18 protein-coding genes are annotated in these 14,607 nt (G+C 32.1%); 15 read left to right on the top strand and 3 right to left on the bottom strand.

Annotation, left to right across the window (positions count from 1 at the left end; translation table 11 throughout):
- Nucleotides 1–96: 96 nt before the first annotated feature.
- Entirely contained in the window at nt 97–2,280 is a 2,184-nt protein-coding gene (locus BKM63_RS12545; RefSeq protein WP_071636921.1) for a DUF5723 family protein, read from the bottom strand.
- A 164-nt stretch (nt 2,281–2,444) separates the two neighbouring features.
- Between BKM63_RS12545 and BKM63_RS12540 the strand changes: the two genes are divergently transcribed.
- The 11 genes from BKM63_RS12540 (at nt 2,445) to BKM63_RS12495 (ending at nt 8,933) form a co-directional block, all read left to right on the top strand.
- A complete protein-coding gene (locus tag BKM63_RS12540) occupies nt 2,445–2,918 on the top strand; it encodes a Dps family protein (protein WP_071636920.1) in 474 nt (157 codons plus the stop codon).
- A 110-nt stretch (nt 2,919–3,028) separates the two neighbouring features.
- Nucleotides 3,029–3,214, top strand: a complete 186-nt coding sequence (locus BKM63_RS12535; protein WP_071636919.1) for a CsbD family protein — start codon at nt 3,029–3,031, stop codon at nt 3,212–3,214.
- 160 nt (nt 3,215–3,374) lie between these two features.
- Nucleotides 3,375–3,926: a helix-turn-helix domain-containing protein gene (locus BKM63_RS12530; RefSeq protein WP_071636918.1), complete on the top strand. Its 552-nt coding sequence runs from the start codon at nt 3,375–3,377 to the stop codon at nt 3,924–3,926.
- A 21-nt stretch (nt 3,927–3,947) separates the two neighbouring features.
- Nucleotides 3,948–4,397, top strand: a complete 450-nt coding sequence (locus BKM63_RS12525; RefSeq protein WP_071636917.1) for a response regulator — start codon at nt 3,948–3,950, stop codon at nt 4,395–4,397.
- A gap of 18 nt (nt 4,398–4,415) precedes the next feature.
- Nucleotides 4,416–6,197 (top strand): sensor histidine kinase, encoded by a 1,782-nt coding sequence (locus BKM63_RS12520; protein ID WP_071636916.1) that lies wholly within the window; start codon nt 4,416–4,418, stop codon nt 6,195–6,197.
- A gap of 141 nt (nt 6,198–6,338) precedes the next feature.
- A complete protein-coding gene (locus BKM63_RS12515; RefSeq protein ID WP_071636915.1) occupies nt 6,339–6,908 on the top strand; it encodes a DUF4142 domain-containing protein in 570 nt (189 codons plus the stop codon).
- 49 nt (nt 6,909–6,957) lie between these two features.
- Nucleotides 6,958–7,605 carry a porin family protein gene (locus BKM63_RS12510; RefSeq protein WP_071636914.1) on the top strand — a complete coding sequence of 216 codons (648 nt, stop codon included), beginning with the start codon at nt 6,958–6,960 and terminating at the stop codon, nt 7,603–7,605.
- Between the two features lie 32 nt (nt 7,606–7,637).
- Complete coding sequence (locus BKM63_RS23515; protein ID WP_111365189.1) at nt 7,638–7,790, top strand: lmo0937 family membrane protein; 153 nt, start codon at nt 7,638–7,640, stop codon at nt 7,788–7,790.
- Between the two features lie 50 nt (nt 7,791–7,840).
- Nucleotides 7,841–8,125, top strand: coding sequence for a YtxH domain-containing protein (locus BKM63_RS12505; protein WP_071636913.1), 285 nt, complete (start codon nt 7,841–7,843; stop codon nt 8,123–8,125).
- Between the two features lie 37 nt (nt 8,126–8,162).
- Nucleotides 8,163–8,516 carry a hypothetical protein gene (locus tag BKM63_RS12500; protein WP_071636912.1) on the top strand — a complete coding sequence of 118 codons (354 nt, stop codon included), beginning with the start codon at nt 8,163–8,165 and terminating at the stop codon, nt 8,514–8,516.
- Nucleotides 8,517–8,552: 36 nt separating this feature from the next.
- On the top strand, nt 8,553–8,933 hold the full coding sequence (locus tag BKM63_RS12495; RefSeq protein ID WP_071636911.1) for a hypothetical protein: 381 nt from the start codon (nt 8,553–8,555) through the stop codon (nt 8,931–8,933).
- 515 nt (nt 8,934–9,448) lie between these two features.
- Here the strand turns inward: BKM63_RS12495 and prfA are convergent.
- Complete coding sequence (gene prfA, locus BKM63_RS12490; protein ID WP_071636910.1) at nt 9,449–10,525, bottom strand: peptide chain release factor 1; 1,077 nt, start codon at nt 10,523–10,525, stop codon at nt 9,449–9,451.
- A gap of 313 nt (nt 10,526–10,838) precedes the next feature.
- On the opposite strand from prfA, the gene BKM63_RS12485 reads away from it, so the two are divergent.
- From BKM63_RS12485 to BKM63_RS12470, 4 genes are all read left to right on the top strand, one after another.
- Nucleotides 10,839–11,282, top strand: a complete 444-nt coding sequence (locus BKM63_RS12485) for a hypothetical protein (RefSeq protein ID WP_071636909.1) — start codon at nt 10,839–10,841, stop codon at nt 11,280–11,282.
- A gap of 124 nt (nt 11,283–11,406) precedes the next feature.
- Complete coding sequence (locus BKM63_RS12480) at nt 11,407–11,982, top strand: hypothetical protein (RefSeq protein WP_123907073.1); 576 nt, start codon at nt 11,407–11,409, stop codon at nt 11,980–11,982.
- A 124-nt stretch (nt 11,983–12,106) separates the two neighbouring features.
- Complete coding sequence (locus BKM63_RS12475) at nt 12,107–13,009, top strand: hypothetical protein (protein ID WP_071636907.1); 903 nt, start codon at nt 12,107–12,109, stop codon at nt 13,007–13,009.
- 190 nt (nt 13,010–13,199) lie between these two features.
- A complete protein-coding gene (locus BKM63_RS12470) occupies nt 13,200–13,535 on the top strand; it encodes a hypothetical protein (RefSeq protein WP_071636906.1) in 336 nt (111 codons plus the stop codon).
- A gap of 201 nt (nt 13,536–13,736) precedes the next feature.
- On the opposite strand, the gene BKM63_RS12465 is transcribed toward BKM63_RS12470, so the two are convergent.
- Entirely contained in the window at nt 13,737–14,522 is a 786-nt protein-coding gene (locus BKM63_RS12465; protein WP_242661139.1) for a DUF5995 family protein, read from the bottom strand.
- Nucleotides 14,523–14,607: the final 85 nt, after the last annotated feature.

Below are 14,607 nucleotides of genomic sequence, written 5' to 3'. Positions count from 1 at the left end.
TTCTGTTTCAAAGAAATAATTCTTTTTAAAAAGTATGCAAAAATAAAAAAAGCCACTCAATTAAGAATGGCTTTTTGGGTATATATTCCAAAGAGATTACAAATTGCCTAAATAAACAATTTCTGTTCTTCTGTTTTCAGCTCTTCCAGATGCTGTTTTATTTGATTTAACCGGTTTTGTCGCTCCGTAACCTTTAGAACTTAAATTAGCAGGATTTACTCCTTTTTCTATTAAAAGATCCATTACAACTTTTGCTCTTGCTTCGGATAATTTCTGATTTGCTTTTGCATTCCCTACATTATCTGTATGTCCGTTAATTGCAAATTTCGCATTTGGGTAATTTTTCAGGATTTCTTTAATTGCATCTAATCTTCCTGAAGTTTCTCCCATTCTGGCATCGCTCAAAGTTGCTTTTCCTGTGGTAAAGAAAATTGATTTTGCTTCCATTTTCAGCTGCGCCAATGTTTCTTTTGTAACTTTCGGACAACCTTTATTATCTGCCGGACCGTAAACTAACGGACAAGCGTCGTCTTTATCTAAAACACCGTCTTTATCTGCATCCAGATTAGGACAGCCCTTGTTTTCCGGTAATCCGGCTTCATTTGGACAGACATCGTCTTTGTCTAAAATCCCGTCTCCGTCTGTATCCGGCCAAGGACATCCTTTGTTTTCTACAGGACCTGCTATTGCCGGACATGCATCTACATTATCTAACAAAGTATCTCCGTCAGAATCTTTCCATGGACATCCTTTATTTTCTTTTGGTCCTGCAACATCCGGACAAGCATCATCTTTATCGAATACACCGTCTTTATCTGTATCAGGCCAGGGACAGCCATTATTTTCAGCCGGACCTGCAACTTTTCTACAAGCATCTTGTTTATCGATTACGCCGTCTCCATCTGTATCTTTAAATTGTTTTTCGTAAACCGGAATTTTCATCCCAAGATGAAAATCAGCTCCTTTTGATTCTTTAGATACTAAATTGCTCAAAACAGAACCAGAACCAATGAAGAAAACACCTGCACGTAAACCTGCTCCAGCCTGCATGCCGCTGTATTCCATATAAGTCATTGGCAGATAAAAACTAAACCATCTGCTTTCGTAACGAGGTGTTAGCGTAACTCTGTCTGCAATTCCGTATGAATTTAATTTATTCTCAGAAACCATACTAATATCACCATTAAGATTCAAATAGAATTTTCTGTACATATTCCAATCTACATCAGCGTGAATAGCTGTTGGCAGATTTGTTTTAACTCCTTTCGAACTTGAAACCTTGTTATAATGCTCGTTTAAGAAATCGTACAAATTATCAGCATCATCGATCATCTGCTGAGTAACAGATCCATTAACATTATAAGTATCAATTTTTGAGTTTTTATAGCTTATAGATCCAATATCAGTTACAGACAATCCAAAACGTAATTTGTATTTGTTTAAATCTCTAAAGTTATTATCTGAAGGTTTTGCATTTCTTAAATCGTATTTTTCATAATCTGGTCTCCATTCATAAACCAATCCGAAATCAAAACCGAATCCGCGTGAAGCAGCATCAAAATCATAGTCTTCATTATTTTCCCAATCCTGGCTTCCTCCTACTGTAATTTCTCCACTTGAAATTAAAGATCCTTCTTTAGGATTTACTGTATTTTCAAGATAGGCTACGCTTACATTTTTCCCCTGAACATATCCATTGGCTCCTCCCTGAAGATATTTAGCCGTTAAACCTCCTTTTAAAAAGTGCTGGTTGTTTTGGTATAAAACTGCGGCATACGAAATTCCAACTTCTCCCCATGCATTTACAGAACCATTTGGACTTCCTAAATTGTAATTAAAATTGCTGGACTTGTCTAAACCATCTTTAACCTGATCTACAAGAAATCCGTTAATCTTGTTTACATTGCTAATAGATCTCGCTCTTGTAAATACAGCCAGCGTATGTTTTGGTGCAATATTAAACATAAACGACGGTCCCATGATATCAAAATTTGCTAATCCGTTATTGGCATTTTTCGGGCTCATTTTTGACTCGGTATCAAAATCATATCCGTCTTTGTAAACATCAAAAAGTTTTACTCCATATAAATCGTTCTGAACAGAACCACTAACAGAGAATAAATTAATATCGGTTTTAAAACGGGAATCGGCAATCGAAGCCGGGTTAAAAAGTACACTCTGAACACCTGCATAATTATCATGAAAATAACCAATATAAGATTGTGCTTCGGCTTGTAAAGAGGTAACTAAAATAAAGAGAATAAGTAATTTTTTTTTCATTAATTATTGGGTTTTGTGTTTTTAAGTTGGCGGCAAAACTACAATAATGAAACCATTAAAATGTTACCAAAACATTGAATTGATGTAACATCTTTTATTAATTATGTAAGAAATAGCAAACACTTACTTTTTAATTTTGGTATGAACCCAAAAATCAGACAATTATGACTCCAAACATCGGAATATCGACTGCGAACTTAAAAAAGAGCTCTACTATATTAGCCACAATTCTATCAAATGAAATGACACTTTATGTAAAAACCAGAAAATTTCACTGGAATATTTCAGGAAATAGTTTTATGGAACTTCATAAATTGTTTGAAGATCAGTACCGCATTTTAGAAGCACAAATCGACGAGGTTGCAGAACGAATCAGCCAGCTTGGTGAAAAAACGATTGGAACAATGAAAGAGTTTATCGAAAACTCGACTTTAAAAGAATCACCAAAAGAATATGCTTCGCAAAAACACATGCTGGAAGAACTTCTGGAGAATCATGAGCAGCTGGTAACCGAGTTTAGAGATTATATTCCGGTTTTTGAAAACGAAACAAACGATGCCGGTTCTGCAGATTTTGTTACAGGTCTATTAAAGGAACATGAGAAAATGGCTTGGGTTTTACGTCGTTATCAGGTATAAGAAAAAATCAAAATGTGAATTATGCAGCGTTCTTCTAAATTGTTGTAACAAAAAACAGAGAAAGAAACCGCAACTTTACATTACTATTAATACAAACAAAAAACACTATCATGAATACTACAGAGATAAAAGGAAACTGGAATGAGTTAAAAGGAAAATTGAAGCAAAAATATGCTGAATTAACAGATGACGATTTGATGTTTGCTGAAGGTAAGGAAGACGAAATGTACGGAAAACTACAGCAAAAACTGGGAAAAACTAAAGAAGAATTTCATCAAATTCTGTCAGATTTGTAGTCCTTCTGACTCAATCAGGAAATACCGTCTAGTAACAAAATATTAGACGGTATTTTTTTGAGGATTTTATTTAACAGTATAAATGTTTACCAATTCTAATGAACATTAAACGCTGTAAACACGAATAAATTAATTATCTTTAACCAAAATTTTCTATAAAATGAAACTATTTATAAAGTTCGACATTAACACCATCTGTTCACTTTATCTAAAACAAAATCTGGAACAAAATAATATTAATTTTACCAGTTTGGGGTTTGGCGAGATTGAGATTGATGACAATATTGATGCTGATGCTCTCGAAACTTTAAAAAATAATTTGAGTCCTTGCGGCTTTGAAGTTGTTGAAAACCAGAAAAGTGTTTTAGTACAAAAAATAAAAGATGCCATAATTGAACTTGTCTTTATGGAAGACAGCAACAATTATAAAAGTTCTGTATTTTTGGCTGAAAAACTGAACCATAGTTATGGTTATTTATCGAATGTTTTCTCAGAAGTAACATATTCGTCTATCGAAAACTTCATCATTTTACAGAAAATTGAAAGAGCAAAACAATTAATTATTATCAACGAAATGAGTTTAACTGAAATCGCATTCTTACTAAATTATTCTAGTGTTGCGCATTTAAGTACACAATTTAAAAATACTACCGGAATTACACCTTCGGCATTTCAGAGAATAATTAAAAAACGTAGAGAAAATTTAAAATAAAAACCCAAATACCACACTAAAATGCAAAAAAACGCATTATATATTTTATTGGCGGATGATGATGAAGACGATCGTCTTTTCTTTAAAGATGCTTTTGAAGAAATAAAAATACAAACTAATGTAGAATTTGTTCACGACGGAATGCAGCTAATGGATCATTTAATGGATCCGGAAACTAAACTTCCGGATATTTTGTTTCTGGATTTAAATATGCCAAAAAAGACCGGTAAAGAGTGTTTAATTGAAATTAAAAAAACAGAACATCTTAAAAATATCATTATCGCGATTTACTCTACTTCATCATCTGAAGAAGATATTGAAGATACGTTTATACAAGGCGCCAATATTTATATCAAAAAACCAAGCGATTTTAATACGCTGAAAAAAATAATTAATGAAGTCGTGACAGTAAACTGGCACTATCATACCTCAGGGTTAAATCGTGATAATTTCTTGCTGCGACTAAAATAAAAATAATAGTATACCACAATGAAATGGATACCAAATTTTAATTCTTCAAACTCTTTGAGAGTTATTTTTGTAATCGCAGTTTTCATTCTGTTATTTCTTTCTTCTATTGCTTACAAACATAATCAGGACTTGAATGAATCAAGTAAAGTGGTTATGCATACGTATGAAATAAACATTCAGCTCGAAAGATTAATGTCGGCGATAAAAGATGCCGAAACAGGCCAGAGAGGTTATATTATTACACGAAATGCACGTTTTCTAACTCCGTACATATATTCGAGAGATAAAGTAAACACGTCATTCATTACATTAAAAAAATTAACTGCAGACAATCCTGCACAGCAGGAGAATCTTCGAAAGTTGTTTAAACTCATTATTCAGCGTTTTGTTTCTTTCGAAAATTGTTTAAAATACAGCGATCCCAAAACATATGATAAACGAAAACTCGATAATCATATGTTTGGAGGACGAATTTTGATGGAAAACATTCGTTTCAAGGTAGACGAAATGAACGACATCGAAAAAACCTACCTTAAAAACAGACTTAAAATTTACGACGACGAAATTTCATTAAGTCCGCTTTTTTCTATTTCCTTATTCTTAACGGCTTTATTTTTTATTCTGTTAGCTTACAGGCAAATCAGTAAAGATTTTCAGCGTTTGAAAATTTTCAATAAAAAACTTCTTATTTCAAACGGATTAATTGCAGAATCTGAAGCTATTGGTAAGTTCAGCACCTGGCAATGGGATTTAGATGCCAATAAAATTGATTATTCAGACAATCAATACCGCTTATTAGGTCATGAACCCGGTTCATTTGTTCCTGTAAAAGAAACTTTTTTAGATTTTGTTCATTCTGATGACAAAGAAAATGTTTCTAATTCTATTGAAGGGATTTTAAAAAACAGACAACTTCCTTTTGTTTATTATAAAGTTGTTCTTCCAAGCCACGAAATCAGATATTTTAAATCGACAGGAAAATTATTAACCGATCAGCAGGGAAGTAAAATTTTACTGGGAATTAATTTTGACATTACAGATGAGCATCTGCTAAACATCGAATTACAGGAACGTAATAAAGAACTTGAAAAAAGCAATAAAGAACTGGCATCCTTTAATCATGTTGCAAGTCATGATTTACAGGAACCGCTTAGAAAAATACAAACCTTTATTTCCAGAGTTTCAGATGCCGATAAGGCTGTTATGTCTCAAAGCGCGCGCGATTATATTAGCAAAATTGAAGTTTCGGCAAAAAGAATGCGTGTATTAATTGATGATCTTTTATTGTTTTCGAGAACGAATACCACTAAAAAAGAATTCATAAAATCGAATTTAAATGAATTACTGGAAAGTGCAGAGTCTGAACTAACAGAAGTTATCGAGGAAAAAAGTGCTGTTATAATGGCAACAAAACTTCCAAAATTGCTAGTTATACCCTATCAGATCGAACAGCTTTTCATTAACCTAATTGGAAATTCTTTAAAATACAGCAAACCTGATACTATACCAGCTATTACAATTGACTGTGCAAAAGTAAACTCTTCTGATTATCCTGAATTGGACCAAAATATTAAAAAGTTCTACAAAATAACTTTTACAGATAACGGAATGGGATTTGATCCGCAGTTTAAAGAAACAATCTTTATTTTGTTTCAGCGTCTGCACTCAAAAACCGACTATCCCGGAACTGGAATTGGTTTGGCTATTTGTAAGAAAATCGTAGACAATCATAAAGGCTATATCATGGCCGACAGTGAGCCCGATAAAGGATCTGTTTTTACGATATTTCTTCCGGACTAACCTCCGCAACACCTTAAAACACTACTACTTAAACGTTATATAAATTCTTTATGGGAATTATATAACGTTTCTTTTTTATGCTGTAAAGCAAAACGTTGTATTCGTTAGCATCTTTGTAATGTAATACTTCAAGAAGTAATAATGAAAGAAATTCCCGTACTAAAAGCTGCGATTTTTAAAGTACTTATTTTATTAATTATAATGTGTGGTTCATCATGCAAAAAAAATAATTCAATAGAAAACACTTTTAAGAAAAACGAAGCTTTTACAAAAAATGAAGAAGAAGAAAAAATAGCCTCCTTTTTTATTGAAACGGCAAATCTTGGAAAAACAATTATTTCGAAAAGTCAAATTGCACAAAAACAAAGTTCAGAAAATTCAATAGTGATTTTAGGTAAAAAAATCGAAAACCATCAAAATCGTCTGCTGCATGAAATAACAGAATTGGCCAATAAGAAACTTATTATAATATCTGAAATAAATGCAACACACAAAAGAGATACCTACGAATTGATTACCGCAAATCCGGCTGAATTCAACAGGGTTTATTTGAATTCTATGAAAGAATGCCTCGAAGAGCAGATTAAATTATTAGAAAACGTCTCAAAGGACACTAACGATAAAATAATTTTAAAATTAGTATTGAAGTATTTGCCTGAACAATTTGATCTCTTAAGAGAAACGGAGACCATTATTAATCAAAGAAATTAAAAAAACGAATTATTTAAAAGCCCGTATTACTAACTAAATTATTTTAATTATGAAAATGCAAACAAATTTTTTATGCGCCTTAACCCTTTTTATTTCAGCTTCATTTGGAATGCTGCACGCTCAGGACAATAATGTAAACACAGAGTTTGGTGTAAAAGGAGGATTCAATATGTCGAATTTACGTGACAGTGGTGACGATATAGATGACGACAAAACTTTATACGGATTTAATGCCGGTGTATATGCAACACTGCCTATTTCAGATTTTGTAGCCATTCAGCCAGAGGTGTTGTTTACAACAAAAGGTGCTGAATTAGAGTACAACAGTGCTTTTGCAAGCGGTTCTGCAAAATTTAAATTAAATTATATCGAAGTTCCTTTATTAGTGAGAGTAAATGTTACTAAAAACTTTAACATTCACGCCGGTGGATACGCATCTTACCTGGTAAGTTCTAAAGTTAAAGGAGTGGGAGATTTTGAATTTGAAGAAGAAATCGACAGAGACGACTTAAACAAATTTGACGCTGGTATCGCAATGGGTGTAGGTGTAGATTTTAGTCCGTTGAGCATTGGTTTACGTTACAACTACGGTCTAACAACAGTTGGAAAAGAAAGAACTATTGCTGGAGAAACTTTCACAACTCCGGATGTAAAAAACAGCAACTTAACTTTATACCTATCGTATAAGTTGAACTAAGAAACTGATTACTAACCATTAAATAAAAAACCATGTCAAACTTATTATATACCATCGCAGTAATACTTGTTATTCTGTGGGCTCTTGGGTTCTTTGTTTACAGTTTTGGAAGCATTATTCATATACTGCTAGTAATTGCGATTATCGCAGTATTACTAAGACTTATTAAAGGCCGAGAGGTTTAAAAGTGAATCAACATTAAATAAATATATTAATCTATTAAAAATCAAATATTATGAAAGCAAGTAACACCATTTTAGGAATCGTAGGAGCTGCAGCGGCAGGAGCATTATTAGGAGTATTATTCGCTCCGGACAAAGGTTCAAACACGAGAAAAAAAATCAAAGATAAATCAAAAGATTACGGAGATAACATCAAAACAAAATTAGATGGTATTGTAAGCACAATCTCTTCAAACGGTAAAGAAATCATCGAAGAAGGAAAAGCAAAATTCAATCAGGCAAAAGAAGATTTCAATGCAGTGAAAGATGAAGCTAAAACTGTAAAATCGAACTACTAAAAAAAGTGATTTTTTCAAACCATAAAATACCAATATCATGGAACCAAATGCAACAACAGACGAAAATTTAAATCTATATGAAAAAGCTGAAAACTATGCTAAAACGAGCTTAGAATTACTAAAACTCAAAACAGTGTGTTCAGTTGCCGATGGTGTATCATCATTAGCCTCTAAGATAGCAGTTGGCGTTGTTGTTGCATTTTTTACCTTATTCCTTAACATTGGCCTTAGTTTATGGATTGGCAAAGAACTGGGAGAATATTATTTTGGATTTTTTATTATGGCGCTTTTCTATTTAATTGTAGCCATTGTAATTCACAAATCACATCATAAGCTTATTAAAACCCCTATTGGAAATTCGATTATTTCGAGTATTCTAAAAGAAAAATAAAACTGATTTGAAATTAATAACTAAAAAAGACTAATTATGGAGCCTATTTACACTATTGATGAATTAAATCAGAGAATAAAACTGTTAGAAGATCGACAAGATAAAGAATGGTGCGCGATTAAAGACCATATTGAGGATGTTAAGGAGAATTTAAAACCCATTAACCTAATCAGAAATACGGTTGAAGAAATCAACGAAACAGTTGGTTTTAAAAGCCATCTGGCACAATCTGCAATCAGCATTGGAATTGGATACATAGCCAAAAGGTTTATAGTAGGAAAAGGCGATTCTATGTTTAAAGGAATTTTAGGCTCAATCGTACAGCTTATTGTAACCAATCTGGTTTCTAAACCAAGCGAATCTTCGCATGAAACTTCGGAAGAAGAATCATCACAATACGAACCATCCAGAGAGTAATTGTTAAACTAAAATTTTAAACATTATGGAAAAATTAAGCCACATAGTATTAAAAAATGGTGTATACATGTACTCTAATCTATATAAATGTTTTGAATACACAAGAGTATTTTTCGGTATCTAACTCGTTTATACGTTTTTATCATTACAAACGGTTAAGCAGTTAATACTTCACTATATTTTTAAAGGTTCTGAGGTGCTAAGATAATAAGGTACTAAGTTTTTTAGATACTAAGTTTCTGAGTAAGAACTTTCAGAATCGAAAAAGAGATTGTCTCACATAAGTGGAACAATCTCTTTTTTTTGGCTTCTAAGGTACCAAGATACTGAGGATCTAAGTTAGCAAAATGTAAGGTTTGTTATTGATCAAAAAAAAAGGCTGTTTCACAATTGTGAAACAGCCTTTTATATTTAATCTGACATCCGTCACAGCAGAACCTTTGTCCCTCTGCCCTTTTGTCTCTGTATCTAAGAAAAAAAACTTAGAACCTCAGTATCTTAGAATCTTAGAAAACTTAATAAACCTCTGAAGCTTCCTTCAATTTCTCCATATTGTTTACCAATTGTAATTCGGCAACAATTTTCTGAATATCACCATTCATGATGTTTCCTAAATCGTAAAGCGTTAAACCAACTCTGTGATCGGTTACACGGCCTTGCGCATAGTTGTACGTACGAATCTTAGCCGAACGGTCACCAGAACTAACCTGAGAAGTACGTTTTGTAGCATCCTCAGCTTCTTTCTTAGCCAATTCCATTTCGTATAAACGAGAACGTAAAACCGTTAACGCCTTATCTTTATTTTTATGCTGCGATTTCTGATCCTGACATTGTGCTACTAATCCGGTTGGAATGTGCGTTAAACGTACAGCCGATTTCGTAGTATTTACAGATTGTCCTCCAGGTCCAGACGAACAGAAGAAATCTACACGAACATCGTTCATATCGATTTGAACATCAAACTCTTCTGCCTCAGGTAAAACCATAACAGTAGCTGCCGATGTATGCACACGACCCTGCGTTTCTGTCTGAGGAACACGCTGTACACGGTGAACACCAGCTTCAAACTTCAAAGTACCGTAAACATCTTCTCCCGAAACTTCAAAAATAACCTCTTTGAAACCTCCGCAAGTTCCTTCGTTCATATCCACAACAGATGTTCTCCATCCTTGTGCTTCACAGTATTTTGTATACATTCTGAATAAATCCCCTGCAAAAATACTAGCTTCGTCCCCACCCGTTCCGGCGCGAATCTCCACCATTACATTTTTAGCATCTTCAGGATCTTTAGGAATCAACATAAATTTGATTTCCTCCTCAAGTTGCGGCAAGCGTTCTTTTGCTTCATCGAGCTGCATTTTGGCCATTTCAACCATATCAGCATCGCTTCCGTCAGCAATAATTTCGTTTGCTTCGTCAATATTTGCTAAAACAAGAATGTATTCTTCTCTCTTTTCAACCAGTGCTTTTATGCTTTTATATTCCTGGTTAAGCTGCACATAACGTTTTTGATCAGCAATAACATCCGGCTGAATAATCAAATCCGAAATCTCATCAAAACGCTGCTTTACATATTGAAGTCTATCTAACATTTTCTAATTCCTTTTATTGGACTGCAAAATTACGAAATTTTTGTGGAAAATTCTATCATTAACTTTTTGAGTTTTTTATAGGTGAACTTTAGTGGAATTGGGCTGGTTTTTTGGAGCTGTTTCCTGCTCCCCAAACCTCGGGACGTTACAATCTTTTGTGTCTAGTTAAGAAACGAGACACAAAGGATTTTCACTTCTATCAGGGCTAGGGCTTTTGGGTTTTAATTTGCTTTTATGGATTTCCGTAAAGTCACTAAACATGAAGTAGTTAATTTTATAAAAATTAATTTTATAAAATCAAAAATGCATCAATATGAAATCACTCTTATACTTCCTGTTTTTTATTTTAATTTTTAGCTGTAATCAAAAAGAACAAAATGAAACTAATTCAATAATAGAAGTTACAGCTCCAGAAAATACAGAAAAGGAAAAAATAATATTAAAGAATTTTACTTATGAAGATATTGCTAGATATACAATGGCTTCTATTATGGGACAGCCTACTAAAATAATTAAAGTGAGAAAAAAGAATGAGTTATACTTTGTGTCTTACATCAGAAAATCTGATCATCAGAAATTTTATTACAAGATAAAGTTTGATGGAAATAAGATTCTTTGGGCTAATCTTGATGGAAGATGGAGAGATTCAAAATACGATGAAAAAATAACTTTTGTTGAAAAAGATAACAAAATTAATATAATCCAAACTTTTGATGATAGTTCTCAAGATATTCAAGAATATAAAAAAGGAGATTAATTCAGGGGTTTTTACGTATTGATGAATTTAAATTTTATGCGATGTTTGTTTTGTTTAAAATATCAAGTATTGTTTTTACAACGGAAGATTTCCTACAATCTAATTGCTTGTAAATAAATTAGCTATGACATTAATTATAGAAAATAAAAATATTATGAAATTCAATAAAATAGTAATTACGTTTCTATTTCTCTTAATTGTATCAAAAAATTATTCTCAAAATAAGAATTCTGATGCCCGACAGTTTATCGAGAACGCAGAAATCATGCAAGTAAATAAGGATTGGAATATCAAAGCCGAATTTACGACTGGATTAAAAGAGGTATTAGTTTTCTTTCCTGTTGAAGCAATTGATTTAAAATCAAACAAGAAAATAAAAGCATTGCAAGTGGAAATGGCATTAACCGATAATTACTTTAAATCTTCTTGGATTGATTTGAATGAAGTTGATGAATTTATATTATTTCTCGAACAATATATTATTCCAAATCTTAAAGACAAAACAGAAAAAAACCAATCAACCACATATATATTTAATTCTAAAGAAATAACATTTAGTTTTTATATTCAAAAAAACTCCAGAAGAATATCAATATATCTTAAAGATAATGGTTTGACAGATTATAGGCATTATTTCTGGACAGAAACGCAAGTAGGGAAAATTCCTGAATTGCTTACAATGTTGAAGGAAATTAAATAAAATTTGACTCTAACCAAAGTCCTAAAATCCCCTGCTGTCGCGAGTGTCTCGTTCATTCATACCATTTATAATCAATTTTAAAACGATAAGATACAAAAAATCTTTATCAAATCACTTACAATTTATGCAAAACGGTGTAATTAATTTAAACTCTTATGTGTCTAAATCTTCATTTGAGAGAATCAAATCTAATTTTTTTTTATACGATACATTATATACTTACAATTTTGACGACTTCAAAAATCTTCAATTAAACTCTGGTTACGGCAAAGAATCATATTATAACAGTATGCAATTACTAATAGAACAAGGATATTTAAAGTTATTTAACATATCAGAGATTGATGAAGAATTAGTTTCGCAAGAAAGCAAGCTAAATCTAATTGAAATTTCCAATGTTTTAGATGATGAATATGAAAAATTAGCCAACTTAAAAAATCAAATTTCTTCAAGTGAAAGTGCGAATAAGTTTTTGAGATCGCAATTTCAATTTAATGCATTAGAGGAAAGATTATTCGCCTTACTTTGTAAAGAGAAAACTGGTAAAATGGCTTCACCAGTAACATCACTCGATTCATACAACAATCTAGAATTATTTTTCCCAAAAGCTAATGTTTATAGAGTTTTAATACAAAACTTTCCAATTCCTGACCGAAATATACCTCTTCTAGATATAATTCAATATAAAAATGAAGAATCAAATAAACTTCATTTTCTAAGGCTACGTACTTGGATAGATAATATTGCCAAAAGAGAACTTACCGAAATAGAAATTGCTCAAGAAATCGAAACATTGATAGCTGAATATAAATATGAAATGAAACTAGCGGGGATGAAATACAAAAATGCAAAAATTGAATTCTTATATAAATTTGCTCCACAATTTTTAGAGAAAATTGTAAAGTTTAGTATTAGTGAACTTTTTGATCCATTTTTTAAATTACGTAATGAAAAAATCAGCTTATTACAAACTGAAAATAATGCAAAAGGAAACGAACTTGCATATCTAATTAAAAGTCAAATGTAACCTAATATAGGAGTCTTCAACTGAAAAACAGCATAAACGTTCGCTAGCGCGAGGGTCCCGCTCGTGTACGCAATTCAGGTAAAAGAGCCAGTGTGTTCATGAGCAGGACGCTCGCGCTAGCAAAGGAAATCAATTTCAATTTCAAACAGAAATCTTAAAATAAATACAACATAATACTAATTCCAAAAACATGAGTCAATTAGCAGTACTAAATCACATTGAAAAAATTCTTAACTACATGGGGAATAATATAAATATTATTGCAACTGGGAATTTTACCAATTCTGAAAATGGGGATATTTCTATTGAAATTAAACCAATTAAGATATCAAGTTCATTTAATGAATTCTTACTGCCTACTCCTAAGCCTCAAAATAAAATTGATATAGATACTAATACTTATTCAATTAATAGGGTTAGAATATCTACATCCATCATTGATGATTATTCAAAAAAATATCCTTATAGTAATAATGATATTTTAGAAATAATTTTACATAAAGAGTTTCTATTTGGATGGTATTAAATAATAGCAAAATGAAATAGATATAAAAGGTTAAATCTTGTATAATTCACAAAACAAATAAAATCTTCAGAAAATTTTCTGAAGATAAACAAGCCTCAAACCAAAAAGAAAAACTGGCTCAAAATAATTGTCGAGAACTTACCTAATTTTATTTTAGACTGGAAATAATAGTTTGCTTTTTCATTGTATTCTCTTTCAAAATTACGCCACAACACATTCCATATTCTTTTCCTCCATTATCTGCATATCGATTATTTTTTGAGCAATCGTTCCTCTTTCAAATAAACGAATGAATTTAAAAACAGCGCTGACAAAATATCCCGGGTTCGAAACTAATCGGGCGATTTCAGTTATTCTTTCGTCTCTAAGTTTTATACAGGCTTCTATTTGGTTTTCTGGAACCGCCACAAATTCGTTCGCAAATTTCCAGGCGCCGTTTCTTGCCGTTTCCATGCTGAAATCAATAAAAAAATTGTCTATTTTGCCTGTTGCTTTTAGTATCCACGTAAGTGTCGGCCAAATTTTGATTAAGCATTTTTCAACACCGCCAACCAAATTGCTTAGAATGAAATTTATTTTATCAAAATCTGATTTTAAATCCTCGATGTCTTCCACCGTGCTGACTTGGGCTGAGGCTATTCCTAAATCAAGGTTGATATGTGCATTAATTCCGAGTAGTAAATGCTGCAGTACTATTGGCCAAAAGTCTTCGGCTTGTTCAAAAGCAAATCCCCAGCATTCAGATGGCTTTTCTTTGGCCTGATATTGATAATAGGCTTTTAAATATCTGTTGGCAAAAATAACATCCAGCTTTTCCATTCGTTCACCATTCTGAAAAGAACCAGCCTGAATACCTAATTTTACTCTTACCGTAACTTCGCGATACAGAATAGCAAATAAACCTAAATTGCTTTGGTCTATTTTTGATTTTTCGATTATCTCATCCAAAAACTGAATTACTTCATCTATAGTAGTGGCTTGTTTCATACTCATTTATAATTGGTTACAAATAAATTAAGTAGAACGAATTTAATTATTTTAATCGTTCAATGAACATTATTTGAAGTAATTA

The sequence above is a fragment of the Flavobacterium johnsoniae genome, from assembly GCF_001879205.1.
GTDB classification, from domain to species: Bacteria; Bacteroidota; Bacteroidia; order Flavobacteriales; family Flavobacteriaceae; genus Flavobacterium; species Flavobacterium johnsoniae_A.
Note: the sequence above shows the minus strand (reverse complement) of the source record. Positions and strands in the feature narration are given on the sequence as shown.

Coding starts and splice junctions, on each gene's coding strand:
- BKM63_RS12510 (WP_071636914.1), top strand. CDS start 6,958: ATGAAAATGCAAACAAATTTTTTATGCGCCTTAACCCTTTTTATTTCA.
- BKM63_RS12500 (WP_071636912.1), top strand. CDS start 8,163: ATGGAACCAAATGCAACAACAGACGAAAATTTAAATCTATATGAAAAA.
- BKM63_RS12530 (WP_071636918.1), top strand. CDS start 3,375: ATGAAACTATTTATAAAGTTCGACATTAACACCATCTGTTCACTTTAT.
- BKM63_RS12520 (WP_071636916.1), top strand. CDS start 4,416: ATGAAATGGATACCAAATTTTAATTCTTCAAACTCTTTGAGAGTTATT.
- BKM63_RS12545 (WP_071636921.1), bottom strand. CDS start 2,280: ATGAAAAAAAAATTACTTATTCTCTTTATTTTAGTTACCTCTTTACAA.
- BKM63_RS12480 (WP_123907073.1), top strand. CDS start 11,407: ATGACATTAATTATAGAAAATAAAAATATTATGAAATTCAATAAAATA.
- BKM63_RS12485 (WP_071636909.1), top strand. CDS start 10,839: ATGAAATCACTCTTATACTTCCTGTTTTTTATTTTAATTTTTAGCTGT.
- BKM63_RS12535 (WP_071636919.1), top strand. CDS start 3,029: ATGAATACTACAGAGATAAAAGGAAACTGGAATGAGTTAAAAGGAAAA.
- BKM63_RS12475 (WP_071636907.1), top strand. CDS start 12,107: ATGCAAAACGGTGTAATTAATTTAAACTCTTATGTGTCTAAATCTTCA.
- BKM63_RS23515 (WP_111365189.1), top strand. CDS start 7,638: ATGTCAAACTTATTATATACCATCGCAGTAATACTTGTTATTCTGTGG.
- BKM63_RS12495 (WP_071636911.1), top strand. CDS start 8,553: ATGGAGCCTATTTACACTATTGATGAATTAAATCAGAGAATAAAACTG.
- BKM63_RS12465 (WP_242661139.1), bottom strand. CDS start 14,522: ATGAAACAAGCCACTACTATAGATGAAGTAATTCAGTTTTTGGATGAG.
- BKM63_RS12515 (WP_071636915.1), top strand. CDS start 6,339: ATGAAAGAAATTCCCGTACTAAAAGCTGCGATTTTTAAAGTACTTATT.
- BKM63_RS12540 (WP_071636920.1), top strand. CDS start 2,445: ATGACTCCAAACATCGGAATATCGACTGCGAACTTAAAAAAGAGCTCT.
- prfA (WP_071636910.1), bottom strand. CDS start 10,525: ATGTTAGATAGACTTCAATATGTAAAGCAGCGTTTTGATGAGATTTCG.
- BKM63_RS12470 (WP_071636906.1), top strand. CDS start 13,200: ATGAGTCAATTAGCAGTACTAAATCACATTGAAAAAATTCTTAACTAC.
- BKM63_RS12525 (WP_071636917.1), top strand. CDS start 3,948: ATGCAAAAAAACGCATTATATATTTTATTGGCGGATGATGATGAAGAC.
- BKM63_RS12505 (WP_071636913.1), top strand. CDS start 7,841: ATGAAAGCAAGTAACACCATTTTAGGAATCGTAGGAGCTGCAGCGGCA.